Raw genomic sequence first — 12,366 nt, 5'->3', positions numbered from 1 at the left:
AAGATCACCTAATCCCAAGGGTTTCCATCATGTTTAGGCGTGATCGGCACCGCGATTCGCGAAATATTAATCAAGTGGGTATAGGTCAAATTTTCAGAAATAATATTGTTCCCCCATGACCCGCAGCCAAGTGACACAGTTGGGTTCAGGCCATTTGCTGGAGAGCCTCCTGCATCAATCGTTGGCTGATTAACAACTAAGCGACTGACTGGCAAAACTTCTCCCGCATAAAGTTGATGTTCTTTGCTATGGCTGAATAGGCCTGCTGAATGACCGGAGCCTTCTAATAAAAGATTTTCCTGGGCAAAAGCCACTCCTTCTTCAAAGTCATCGTAACTTTTCAATGCGAGTACAGGGGCCATTTTTTCCTTACAGAACAATTCTTCGCTGCCAACTGCGTCAACTTTGACTGCGATGATCTGACTATCCTCTGGAATTTCAACATCGGCTGCCTCAGCGATCACCTGCGGATCTTGCCCAATCATTGCTGGATTAGCTTTGCCATCGATGAATAAAGTATCACGTAATTTCGTTAAATCCGCTTCCTCAGTGAAGACCGCCGCTTGCTTTGCACGTAATGCGTCAAGAACTTCGATTTCTTTTTCTTGCGGATAAAATAGGCTTTGTTGACACGCACAGACAATCCCGTTATCAAAGGAGCGACCAATAACTGAAAGCTCCGCGGCTACTTCTACATCAAAATCACGATCCAAAATCGCTTGTACATTTCCTGGGCCAACACCGTATGCGGGATGTCCGCTGGAATAAGCTGACTTCACTAAGCCAGGGCCTCCCGTTGCAACAATCAAATCAACAGATTTCATCAATTCTTGCGACAATTCAATGCTCGGTTCTTCAATTACCTGTAGCAAATCTCTAGGTGCTCCAACGCTGACTAAAGCTTCTCGCATCAGCTCAATGGTTTCTTTTGTTGTCTTTTTCGAACGGGGATGCGGCGATACGATCATGGCATTTTTTCCTTTAAGGGCCATCAAGCCGTTACCTAAAGGGGTAATTGTCGGATTGGTTGTTGGCGTTACCGAACCGATCACGCCTCTTGGATGCGCGATTTCTACTAGACCTTCTTCAGGTATTTCTCGGATCACGCCAACAGAAGCCTTATTCTTCAAACTCGCAAAAATATTGGTGGCCATACCTTGGTTTTTTCCGATTTTATGATCCAGTCGTCCCAACCCTGTTTCTTCAATTGCTAACTTGGCTAATGGTTCTGCTTGTTCAAAAACTGCCTTAGAAATTGCATAAAGCATCTTATCTACTTCTGCCTGAGTGTATCCGCTGATTTCTTCCATTGCGACACGTGCCCGTTGTACCATTTCCTCCATTGCCATTTCCTTAAGCCCCTTTCATTTTTACATACATGAGTGTATGTTTCTTACAACCTCAATATACCTAAGTTATGAAAGCGCTGTCAATTTCGTGAAAAAAAGAACTTGTTCGCAAAATGCTGATGCAAACAAGTTCTTCTTTTTTTTAAGCGTTTTTAAAAATAATCGAAATACTACGTCTAATAGCCTCGGCAGTGTAATTTTTTGTAACTTCATCAGGAGTTCCTAAACCATACATTCCTTCGAAATAATTGTAAAGCATACTAGAAACAGCCATGGCATCATTTTCCTCTAATCCCTCTTCCACTAAACCAGCTAAAAAGAAGTTATACAGTCGCGCGCGTGTTTCGCGAAAAGTTTCAAGCAGCTCGGCAAATTCTGGATAGACCTCTAACGTCTTTAAAGATTGCTGCATAAACTTGAAGCCCATCTGATTTTGCGACGGAACCATCAATATTTCCACGACTTTTTCTTGAAAACTCATCTCTTCGTCTAACATGATCCCACGTTTTTCAGTCTTGATTTTCTCAATCGTCATTAAAACGACTTCACCAAAAATTTCTGATTTATTCTTAAAATGCCAGTAAGCAGCACCTCGACTAACATGTGCATCTTTGGATATTTTATCTAATGAAGTATTCTCAAATCCAACTTCATAGAAATTTTGAAAGGCGGTTTCCAGTAATCGCTGCTTCGTTAATAAACTCTCTTGCTTCCGTTTCATTGTCATCTCTCCTGCTTTAAAAAAACAAAAATTGATTCATTCAGACCTATTTCTAATTTTTTTGAAATCATTGATAAATTTCACGAAATCCTCTCTCTTGTGAAATTTTTCTTTATTAGTTTAATTCGTGAGAAAAAGAATACGATTCCATTTTCACATAATTCAAGCATTTTTAAAAGAAAAAAACCGCCAAGTTTTTCACTTGGCAGTCTATGGTTTGAAAAAATTATTTCATTGGTGGGATAACCGCCAATAAGCCACTGCTTAAAGTAACATAGATTGATGAAGCGGTAGGAATAGTTTCCGTTTGAATCTTCTTCGTTGGCAAAGCTGTCGCAGCTAACGCAATTAGGCTTTCACCGCGGAAAAGATTAACAAAATGCTTCGTTGACATCACTTGTGGAATTCGTGGACTGTTTATAATACTAGCAATTAATTTTGATTGGATCTGATCATTCACATCAAATTTAGCTTTCGCTACTGTGCTTTCAGGTCCAGGCGTTTTTTCTTTGGTTTCTTTAGCGTGATCAAATTCTGTTAAATCATATGCTTTGATGATTGCATTTAGTTTCTCTGCATATTGTTTATCTGTTGCATAGCGTCCTTGTAGATGTTCTGTCGCGTCTTTATAAGATTCGGTTTGATCTTTCCAAGTTGCCTTGTAGAAGTCAGCATTGCCTGAAATTCCTTTTTTGATCAGTTTAGCATAATCTTCCAATGATTCTTTATAAGAAGGATATTTTCTAAACTCAGAAGTAATTTGGAAGCTTGCACCATCTTTATCCTGTTCCAACGTTTGGAATGTCACGCCTTGATCCTTGAACTTGCCTTTAATACCAAACAAGTTATAATTTGGTTCGCTGGCTAGTGAACTATTACCTGAACCACTTTCCAAAATCGCTTGGGCAATCATTACTGATGAATAAATGCCGTTCTTTTGTCCAATTTCGCGAGATGTTTCTCCGATTTTTTTGATGAATTGATCGGTTGTTTGATTTTTATTAAAAATAAATGGTTGATTCGTACTATATTGTCCAAATGCATTGGATAAAGAGCCCGTTGCTTTCGGTAGACCGGCAACATTTACGCGAAGAGCAAAGGTTGGCGCAAAATCAGCGATACTACCGATTTTTACGACGTCGCCAGGTTGTGGTGCATGGATATATTGCCCATTACCAATATAGATCGCAACGTGAGTCGTCACACTCGTTGGTGCTCCCCAAAATAGCAGATCACCAGGCTGTGCTTCACTGACAGGAATTTGCGTCCCCGCGTATTGCTGATCCCCTGTCCAACCGCCGATATTATGACCAGTCGCATTGGCATATACAACATAAGCAAGCCCTGAACAGTCAAAAGCATTCGGACCTTTAGCTCCCCAAACATAAGGCTTTCCAAGATGGCGGTATGCCTCTTGAACGATTGCCGTTTGAACCTCATTACTGAAGGTTGGTGCATTTTGATTTGATGGAATACGAACATCCGCTGCTGCTGCCTCTGGTTGACGTGCTGCTTGCTGTTCTTGATTTGCTGCTGATGAATTTCCAGCGGAATTGGTGGTACTTGACGGATTGCTTGCTGGTTTATCCTTATTTCCGCTGTTTGAATTCCCTGTATTGCCGCTCGGTTTTTCTGCTGGTTTTGGCGTTGGTGTTGGTTTTGCTTCCTCCTTCACAGGAGTCACTTCAAACTGGATAGATACATCTGAATCAGGCATTGGGAATTGACCATTGATATTTCCACTCGTTGAAACAATTGCTTGTGTGGTAGTATTAATAATCTTTACTTCTTTTAGTGTATAGCCTTTTACCAATGACACAACGTAATGAACGGTTGTACCAGCAACCAAGCCTTCATTCGATGTATATTGGAAGCTAATTTGGTTGCCGTTTGCATCAGCGACTGTATTGTTTGCGATTGGACTACCATTCGCTAATAAATTATATTGTTTCGCTGGTTCAGGAGTTGGTTCGGTTGGAGTCGGATCAGGCGCTTCAGAGCTCCCGGTTTCTCCTGTACTCGAGCTTTCTGTCGTTTGTTGACTTGATGAAGTCGCAGCTGAATTGCTTGCAACAGTACTACTTTCTTCAGCGAAAGCTTGTTGTGAAGCCAATAGAGTTGGACCAAAAAGACTACCCAGCGCTAATAGACTTACAATTTTATTGTACTTCATCTCTATACCTCATTTCTAATATAAATATATTTTCACATATAATTAATTTCCTTAATTACTTACTATAATATCATTAATTTAAGAACCTGTCTAAAGTCTAAGCCAGAGTTCATAAAATCTTCAATATTATCAACGTGCAGGATAAAATGGCTACCTTTTTATCTGTTCATTAGTTTATAAAGCTTGATAAATCAGTCTAATTCGTTCACAAATTGCATATTTTACTAAATGCAATAAATGGTTATTCAATGAAGATTCAATTGCGAATAAAATGTTTATTTTAATAAAATTCTAAAAAAGTGTGTTGTGTAATTTGTGTAAATAATTATTTTATTAATATAATATACGCGAAAATAAAGATAAATCTCGAAACATCAATAAAAATGATAATCCGAGATCTATTGATGAGGTTAACTTACTTAAGACACCGTTTATAATTGGTATGCGCTCAGTATCTAAACAAATAGAATTACTGACAACACAGTGTCAAAGCTGCAGAGATCATTGAACAAGACTGCATAAAAAGAACCTAATAGCACAGGCTATTTAGGTCCTTCTTTTCTTAAATATTGGCTTTTTCTTTATCTTTGATAATTTTCTGCATTAACTTCGAAATTGAACGTTCGTGGAAATGAGTCATTCGAACACTTTCGCCGCTTTCGGTCCGCCAAATTTTATTTTCATAAAATCCAACACTATCACGTTTTCCGTCCATCAGCTCTTTAGCATAATTCAGGACTAGACGAATTGCTTCACGGGTGGGTTCGTCACTTTGGAAGTAACCTGGGTAGCTCCGCAAATATTCATCAAGATCACTATTTCTTGAAGCTTTCCAGTCTTCAATGAAATCTTCCAGTGCTGTGACTACATTACTTGTTTGAATCTTCCATAATGTTATGTCTACTTGATTCTCCATACTCATACCTCCCATTTTTGAATCCTCTTACATAAACAATTATAAAGTGTTTACATTTTAATTAGCTGAGATATTTGCAAAAATCTTATTAAAAAACTTCGAAAATAGATCGTTATTAAAAGTAAACCGCAAATATTTAAGGTTTACTTTTAATTCTTGATGATGGATTTAGTTTCTTTCTCTCACTTTTTTCGGTTATACTAGTAATAATTGATTGATAAGGATGAGTGTTATGCTAAATTTTTTAATAAATAAAATTACAAGTCGTTGGAAGGGAAATAGAAGAACCAGTGTTGGGATCTTAGGTGGAATTTTAGGATTACTTTCGAATCTGCTTCTCTTTCTCGCCAAGTTCTTTATCGGTTCACTTTCAGGTAGTGTCTCGATCATGGCGGACGCGATGAACAATCTCTCGGATACTGCTTCTTCGGTTATCACCCTTGCTGGTTTCAAAATTGCTGGAAAACCAGCGGATGAAGACCATCCTTATGGCCATGAACGATTTGAGTATATCAGTGGATTTGTCATTTCGATCTTGGTCACCTATGTTGGGATTCGTTTTTTGGATAGTTCTTTTATCAAAATTCTACATCCCAGCAGTGTTTTGCTCTCCCCCATCGTTTATATTGTTTTGATATTATCTATCCTAATGAAGTTTTGGCAGTCCTTTATGTATCGGAGATTAGGTCGTGAAATTAACTCTGATACTTTAAAGGCTACTGCTCAAGATAGTATTAACGATGTTTACACTACGATCGCTGTGCTGATCTCCGCAATTATCGAATGGTTCAGCGGCTGGCGCATTGATGGGTATATTGGCTTTCTGATCGCTTTATATATTATTTATTCAGGAGTCAAAATGATTATGAGCTTCATTAATGATTTAATGGGAGTTCGACCGCGCGAAGAAGAAGTTTTAGCGATCCGCAAGCATTTGGATAATTACCCAGACATCATCGGCTATCATGATCTGCTGATTCATAGCTATGGACCAAATAGTGTTTTTGCGTCTGTCCATATTGAGGTCAATCAAGATTGGAGTTTGCCTCATGCTCATGAAGTGATTGATGCGATCGAATATGATGTGAAGCAGAACTTGGGGGTTGATTTAGTCTGTCATCTTGATCCCTACCCGATTGATGATCCTGACTTTAAGCGGATTGCTCCAGAACTAAAAAGGATTTTAAAGGATATTCATCAGCATTTGCGTTTTCACGATCTGCGTGTTGATAAGACGACCACACCAGAGACCATCTATTTTGATTTAGTAGTGCCTGAAGACTTAAAAAAGGTCACAAATTCACAGTTGCAAGATCAGATCAGCGAACGCTTTATCAGCCAAAGCGGACCTGCAAAGCTAAGTATTACCTTTGATCGAACCTATTTATTGTAAGCAAGAAGAGTCCGAGTCATAACTATTCAGTGTCAGGAAATAAGCAGAAAATCCCGAAAAGAAACACAGCGACTTAGGAGCTGATAGTGAATGGTACACTCAATGCTTCGTAAAATTTATGAATTTTCGGCTTATTTTCCGCCGATGCTACTTATGAGTCGCTATTTAATTGTGAAAAGGAGCTGATCCGAAAGTCTTTTAGACTTTTAGATCAGCTCCTTCTTTTAGCTTTTCCGTTCAACAAGTTGATAGTAGCTTCGCGCGGTTAAACGATAAACTACAAAATACAAGATGGCAAAGATCACTGTCACGATAACACAAACAAGCAGAAACAGCTTCCAGTTTACCAGCCCAAACAGAACCAACAGCTTCTTAATTAAAGGAAAGGCAAATCCTAGATGGATGACAGCCACAACTAATGGAAAAGAAAATACCATCATCACTTGACTGCGGATAACCTTTTTTACTTCACGATGACTCATTCCCACCTTCTGTAAAATTTCAAAGCGTTCTCGATCATCTATTCCTTCAGAGATTTGCTTGTAGTAGATAATCAAGGCTGTTGCTAAAATAAAGGTCGCTCCGAAAATGATTCCTAAAAAGAAGAAGCCGCCAGTAAATATCTTGTTCTCAGACACAAATGTATATTTGTCAACAATCCTAACTTGAGAGTCACCCAGCTGTTGATTTAGTTGATTACGCAATGTTTGAGCAAAATCAAGTTGATTTTTTTCTCCCTTTAGGTCAGTGTTGAACATAAAGTTATATTCAGGATAATTTTCTGCCGCAACTGCTTTTTTCGGAAACCAGTCAGACAAACACTGCTCTAAAACTGACTGATTGGCTAAAACGACTACAAAATAGTCCGTTAGCTCGATCTGTTGATTAATTCCAGGAAATTTATTGATGCGCTTTTTGATTTTAAACTTCTGATTCTCAAGCTTCAGCTGATTTCCGTCAATATCACCGCTAACTGGGTAGAAATAAATTTCGTCATCCTTCAAATTCACTGTTTCATCTGTGTGCTTTGCATACTCTTGAGCAGTCATAAAACTAATTAAAGCGATCGTTGCTGATTTTGAGTTGTAAAAATCCTCCAATGGTGTCAGCTGGTAGTTGCCATTTTTTGGTTGAAACATGATACTTTTGGTCGAAGTCAGGTAGACCTGTTTAGTAATCGGCGCTTGTTTCTCAGCACTAACTGCTTCGATTGCAGCTTTCACCTTCTCCGGCTGCTGAACTGTTGAAATCATCACGTCACGTGGATAGCGTGTATTTTCAACATCCTTTTGTCCAAAGAATAGACTGCCAGTAGTCGCTGCTGTTACTAGAACCATTGTTGAAAGAATACAAATGCTGGCTAAGCCCGCTGCATTTTGCTTCATTCGATGCATCATACTTGAGATTGAAATGAAATGATTCGTCTTATAATAGAATCGTTCATTCCTTTTTAGCAGCTTCAGTAAAGCAATGCTTCCTGCCATAAATAAGCAGTAGGTTCCAAGAATTACCAAAATAATGGCAACAAAAAACAGCGTTAAGGCACTTATCGGAGAATCAATTGTAACCGCGATCCCATAGCCGCTTCCTAAAAAGACCAAACCCAAAATAGCGATGATCCAACGTGCTTTTGGTTCCTGTTCTCCCTTTTTGCTTCCATGCAGAAGCGAAATAGGGTTGGTCTTTTTGATTTGCCAGCAATTGATTAGCAGCAGCAAGAAGAAAATTCCAAGAAACAGCAGGGAAACAAATCCAAGACTCTCAGGTAACAGCTGAAAAACAAACTCATTTCCGACGCTGATCAGCCGACGCAAGACTAGAAAAGCTAGCTTTGATAAGACAACTCCGGTAATTAAACCAGTGATCAGCACAATGAAAAAGCTGAGGAAGCTTTCCCAAATCATTAGCTGATACAGTTCGCGTTTTCCTAAGCCGAGTATATTGTAAAGGCCTAGTTCTTTTTTTCGCTGCTTGAGTAAAAAACTATTCGTATAAAATGAAAAGATCACAGTAAAAATCATAATAACGATATGACCTAATCCAAACATCGAACTAGCAGAATCGCCGCCAGGCAGCGCGCGCATCCCTTCATTATTTACAATTACCTGTGTCATTGTATTGATAGCGACTAGAAATAGCATTGAAATAAGAAATGGCAAATATCCGCGATGATTCTTCTTTAAATTTGTAGAGGCTAATTTTAGATAAAACATATTTAAGCCTCCTTCGATAACAAGGCTGTCAGCGTTTCATTGATTGTTTCTAAAAACTCATAATTATCCTTGTTCCCACGATAAAGTTGATGATAGACCTGTCCATCCTTGATAAAGAGGACGCGTTTGGCATGGCTGGCCGCAATCGAACTGTGAGTTACCATTAAAATCGTCTGACCATTGAAATTCAAACGTTGGAAAATTTGCAGCAGCTGTTCAGAGGTTTTAGAATCTAATGCCCCTGTTGGTTCATCCGCTAAAAATAAATCTGGATTGGTAATGATCGCTCTAGCCACTGCAACTCGCTGCTTTTGACCGCCTGAAAGCTCATAAGGATACTTTTCTAATAATTTTTCGATGCCTAAGGCCTTAACTACTGGTTTAAGTTCTCCCATCAGTTGCTTAACTGGCATGCGAGACAAAACTAACGGCAATAAAATGTTATCTTTGACTGAAAATGTGTCTAGTAAATTAAAATCTTGAAACACAAAGCCTAAATGATCTCGGCGAAAAGCGGCCGCATTTTTTTCCTTGATGGTATTCAGATCCATCCCGTCCAATAAGATCGTTCCAGAAGAAGGCTTATCCAAGGTTGCGATCAAGTTCAATAAGGTGCTTTTACCAGACCCGGATTCGCCCATAATCGCTACGTAATCGCCCTTGTCAACAGACAAATCAATACTTCTTAATGCTTCAACAGGCATCCCCTTGAACTGGGTTTGATAAATCTTTTTGATATTCTCAACTTTTAATAGTTCATTCATTGTGAATTCCTCCTAGTTCATTTTTTGTGGTTTCGTTAGCCGATTGTCACTGGCTAGCTCTCTACTACATCATAGAATCTTGCCTGTAAAAACACTACTTACGAAAATAAATCCAAACTTACAATTATGAAAGTTTGGATTTATTCATATGCATCTCTTCTGGGAAAACTATTACGACCTCTGTTCCCTTTTTCACTTGAGATTCAATATACAATTGACAACCTAATTTATTGGCGGCCTGTTGACTAAGGTAGAGGCCCAGTCCACTAGCTCTTTGCTGCTCGCGGCCATTCATTCCAGTGTATCCCTTTTCGAAAACGCGCGGCAGATCCTCCGCTCGAATCCCCATACCAGTGTCTCGAATAATCAGCCGATTCTTCTCAAAGGCTATGCTGATCGTGCCATTTTCTGTATATTTGATTGCGTTAAAAATGATCTGCTCTAGAATAAAAATTAACCATTTTTGGTCTGAGTTGACCTTTCCAGTCAAATTTTCAAGCTGCAGACTTAAATTCTTTTGAGAGAAAAAAGTCGCATATTTCTTTACAACGGTTTTAATCACCTTATCAATTGAAATTTGCTGAAAAACAAGATCTGTTTGATCGAGATTTTGCCGCATATAGTTTAAAATCATCTGCAAATATTCATTAATCTTGAAGAGTTCATTTTTCATTGTTCGTGGCTCTAACTGACCTGATTGAATTAAAAGATCTAAAGCAGCCACTGGTGTCTTGATTTGATGCAGCCACAAGCCGAAGTCATCTAGCATATCTTTTTGTCTTTGCTGCAGAGCTTCTTGCTGCTGATTTTTCGTTTCTAAGACTAATCGCAAAGCATTCTGATAGGTCTGCTCAGACAAGGTTGCAGCTTTAGGCAGAAAGATTAAACTATTCAATTGCAGATCTTTTGTTGCTAATAGCCTTAATTGCTTTTGCTTACGGAAATATCGATAAAAAGAAACAAAAGAATAGGTAATCAGCACAAAAAATGTAAATAAGAAGCTATCCCAAAAAGGTATCAAGCTGAGTTCATAGAGATAAAACGTCAGAAAAATCAGTCCCCAAAATACGAGGTACATCCCGTAAATCATTCGTCTTTCAAATAGAAAATGGATTAGTAGTTTCATTATTTTTCCTCGATTAAATAGCCTTTGTTTTTAACCGTTTGAATCAAACTGTCAATACCAAAGTCCTTCAATTTTTTTCGTAAGCGTGTCAAATTAACTGCCAGGGTATTGTTATCAATAAAATCATCGCTTTGCCACAATGTCTCAATGATTTGTTCTCTGGGTACAATCTGCCCTCGTGTGGCAAATAGAACACTTAAAATACGTGATTCATTTGGAGTCAATGGCAGATGATCATTTGTTGATTGAATCTGATTGATTGCTGGAACAAATTGATACTCCCCAAAGGAATAGCTTAGTTGCTGACCATATTTATAACTGCGGCGCAGCAGCGCTTGAATCTTCGCTAGTAAAATCGTCAGTTCGAAAGGCTTTTCGATAAATTCATCAGCGCCCATATTCAAAGCCATAACCTGATTCATGTGGTCTTTGGCTGAGGACAGAAAAATAATCGGCACCTCTGAAACCTTACGTATTTCCTGGCACCAATAAAAGCCATTAAAATATGGCAAAGAAATATCCAAAATTACTAGGTCAGGCTGAATCGCTTGATACTCTTCGAAAACATGTTGAAAGTCATTTGCTATTTCACAATCCAGCCCCCACTGAGTTAAATGCTGTTGAATCACAGAAACAATCGTCGCGTCGTCTTCTACAAGAAAAATTTTATTCGTCATTATAGTTCCTTCTACTTTTTCTTTTTATTATACTAGAAATTTGTAGAATTTCTGAGTTTATCTTGATTTCGAGAAATATTTTATTTACCTATACTCCGTAAAATAAAAATTTAGAGACTAAATGCCAACAAAAAACCGTAGACCTCATCTAAAAAAGATGGTGTCTACGGATAAATTGCATGCTTAGAACGCACGATAAACATATTGATTTTTTGGAGCACTCACCATTTGAGCATTGTTGACTGTCACAGATGGGATCTGACGATCAAAAGGTTCGAAGAAATCTAAAGTTATAGTCCCTTCTACATGCAGCCATTGATTGTTTTTCACTGTTAAATCAGTTGGCAGCTTGGTCATCAATCCAAATACTCCGGAATCAGCCACGCAATGAATAATCCCGAATCGGAAAAGAAAATCGTATTTCTGATTGTTCTTGTTCGCCTCGTAAACAAAGCCGTTAAAAGAAATCGTTTTTCCAACAAAGGAATTTGGGTAATTGTAGATTAATTCCATCACTTCTAAATAATTCTCATCCGTGATCTCCAATTTTTGATCGGTCTCGTATTTCTTCATCAGCTGTGTCATTTGTTCATTATAGTCGCTTTTATTGTAATAGATACTCGTATCAGGCTTCAAATATTGGGTGTTCATCTCAGGGTCGCCCACCGATTCTTTGCTTACTGGAAAGCTGAAGCCCTTCGCTTCAACAATCGTCGTATCCAAGCTGATCGTTGGAAATAGCGTCCCCACTACTAGCGGCAAAGCCAGCAGCAAATAAGCAATTCCTCGCTGATAGGATTTGTTCAAGCCGTGATCATGCCCGTGATGATGATGCTCATCATTTTTCTCATTCTCTCCAGCGGCCCAAATTTTCAATTGGACCAAAGCGAGTATCAGCGACAATGCCATCGTCAGAAAGATGAGATAACGATAGTGGACATTAATATATTGATCTAGTCTGCCGGAAACCTGCAAATACATCATTAATTCAAAATAGCCCGACAAAATCAAAAAACGTATCATTCCCTCTTCCT

At 38.6% G+C, this 12,366-nt stretch carries 10 protein-coding genes; 1 reads left to right on the top strand and 9 read right to left on the bottom strand.

Annotated elements, in window-relative coordinates; all coding sequences use genetic code 11:
• Positions 1 to 8: 8 nt before the first annotated feature.
• The 4 genes from OMU_RS02300 to OMU_RS02285 form a co-directional block, all read right to left on the bottom strand.
• Entirely contained in the window at positions 9 to 1,349 is a 1,341-nt protein-coding gene (locus OMU_RS02300) for an aldehyde dehydrogenase family protein (protein WP_034875865.1), read from the bottom strand.
• 142 nt (positions 1,350 to 1,491) lie between these two features.
• Complete coding sequence (locus OMU_RS02295) at positions 1,492 to 2,070, bottom strand: TetR/AcrR family transcriptional regulator (RefSeq protein ID WP_016178344.1); 579 nt, start codon at positions 2,068 to 2,070, stop codon at positions 1,492 to 1,494.
• A 226-nt stretch (positions 2,071 to 2,296) separates the two neighbouring features.
• The gene (locus OMU_RS02290) at positions 2,297 to 4,243 is read right to left on the bottom strand and encodes a glucosaminidase domain-containing protein (RefSeq protein ID WP_016178343.1); all 1,947 of its coding nucleotides are present in this window, start codon (positions 4,241 to 4,243) and stop codon (positions 2,297 to 2,299) included.
• 562 nt (positions 4,244 to 4,805) lie between these two features.
• Positions 4,806 to 5,159, bottom strand: a complete 354-nt coding sequence (locus tag OMU_RS02285; protein ID WP_016178342.1) for a hypothetical protein — start codon at positions 5,157 to 5,159, stop codon at positions 4,806 to 4,808.
• A 232-nt stretch (positions 5,160 to 5,391) separates the two neighbouring features.
• Here OMU_RS02285 and OMU_RS02280 point away from each other — a divergent pair, with 232 nt between their 5' ends.
• Positions 5,392 to 6,552, top strand: a complete 1,161-nt coding sequence (locus OMU_RS02280; protein ID WP_016178341.1) for a cation diffusion facilitator family transporter — start codon at positions 5,392 to 5,394, stop codon at positions 6,550 to 6,552.
• Positions 6,553 to 6,776: 224 nt separating this feature from the next.
• Here the strand turns inward: OMU_RS02280 and OMU_RS02275 are convergent, their stop codons facing one another.
• The 5 genes from OMU_RS02275 to OMU_RS02255 all read right to left on the bottom strand — a co-directional run bounded on the left by OMU_RS02275 (position 6,777) and on the right by OMU_RS02255 (position 12,355).
• Complete coding sequence (locus OMU_RS02275; protein ID WP_016178340.1) at positions 6,777 to 8,765, bottom strand: ABC transporter permease; 1,989 nt, start codon at positions 8,763 to 8,765, stop codon at positions 6,777 to 6,779.
• Positions 8,766 to 8,767: 2 nt separating this feature from the next.
• Positions 8,768 to 9,529 (bottom strand): ABC transporter ATP-binding protein, encoded by a 762-nt coding sequence (locus OMU_RS02270; RefSeq protein ID WP_016178339.1) that lies wholly within the window; start codon positions 9,527 to 9,529, stop codon positions 8,768 to 8,770.
• Between the two features lie 124 nt (positions 9,530 to 9,653).
• Entirely contained in the window at positions 9,654 to 10,655 is a 1,002-nt protein-coding gene (locus OMU_RS02265; protein WP_016178338.1) for a sensor histidine kinase, read from the bottom strand.
• Positions 10,655 to 11,332, bottom strand: a complete 678-nt coding sequence (locus OMU_RS02260; RefSeq protein ID WP_016178337.1) for a response regulator transcription factor — start codon at positions 11,330 to 11,332, stop codon at positions 10,655 to 10,657. Before OMU_RS02260 ends, OMU_RS02265 begins: the two co-directional genes overlap by 1 nt.
• Before the next feature lie 183 nt (positions 11,333 to 11,515).
• Complete coding sequence (locus tag OMU_RS02255; RefSeq protein WP_016178336.1) at positions 11,516 to 12,355, bottom strand: TIGR03943 family putative permease subunit; 840 nt, start codon at positions 12,353 to 12,355, stop codon at positions 11,516 to 11,518.
• Positions 12,356 to 12,366: the final 11 nt, after the last annotated feature.

The sequence above is a fragment of the Enterococcus avium ATCC 14025 genome, from assembly GCF_000406965.1.
Taxonomy (GTDB): domain Bacteria; phylum Bacillota; class Bacilli; order Lactobacillales; family Enterococcaceae; genus Enterococcus_A; species Enterococcus_A avium.
This window is presented reverse-complemented; position numbering and strand designations above follow the sequence as displayed.

What these genes read in the sequence shown, in the direction of transcription:
- OMU_RS02265 (WP_016178338.1), bottom strand. Translation starts at nt 10,655, where the DNA reads ATGAAACTACTAATCCATTTTCTATTTGAAAGACGAATGATTTACGGG.
- OMU_RS02260 (WP_016178337.1), bottom strand. Translation starts at nt 11,332, where the DNA reads ATGACGAATAAAATTTTTCTTGTAGAAGACGACGCGACGATTGTTTCT.
- OMU_RS02255 (WP_016178336.1), bottom strand. Translation starts at nt 12,355, where the DNA reads ATGATACGTTTTTTGATTTTGTCGGGCTATTTTGAATTAATGATGTAT.
- OMU_RS02295 (WP_016178344.1), bottom strand. Translation starts at nt 2,070, where the DNA reads ATGAAACGGAAGCAAGAGAGTTTATTAACGAAGCAGCGATTACTGGAA.
- OMU_RS02290 (WP_016178343.1), bottom strand. Translation starts at nt 4,243, where the DNA reads ATGAAGTACAATAAAATTGTAAGTCTATTAGCGCTGGGTAGTCTTTTT.
- OMU_RS02270 (WP_016178339.1), bottom strand. Translation starts at nt 9,529, where the DNA reads ATGAATGAACTATTAAAAGTTGAGAATATCAAAAAGATTTATCAAACC.
- OMU_RS02280 (WP_016178341.1), top strand. Translation starts at nt 5,392, where the DNA reads ATGCTAAATTTTTTAATAAATAAAATTACAAGTCGTTGGAAGGGAAAT.
- OMU_RS02285 (WP_016178342.1), bottom strand. Translation starts at nt 5,159, where the DNA reads ATGGAGAATCAAGTAGACATAACATTATGGAAGATTCAAACAAGTAAT.
- OMU_RS02275 (WP_016178340.1), bottom strand. Translation starts at nt 8,765, where the DNA reads ATGTTTTATCTAAAATTAGCCTCTACAAATTTAAAGAAGAATCATCGC.
- OMU_RS02300 (WP_034875865.1), bottom strand. Translation starts at nt 1,349, where the DNA reads ATGGCAATGGAGGAAATGGTACAACGGGCACGTGTCGCAATGGAAGAA.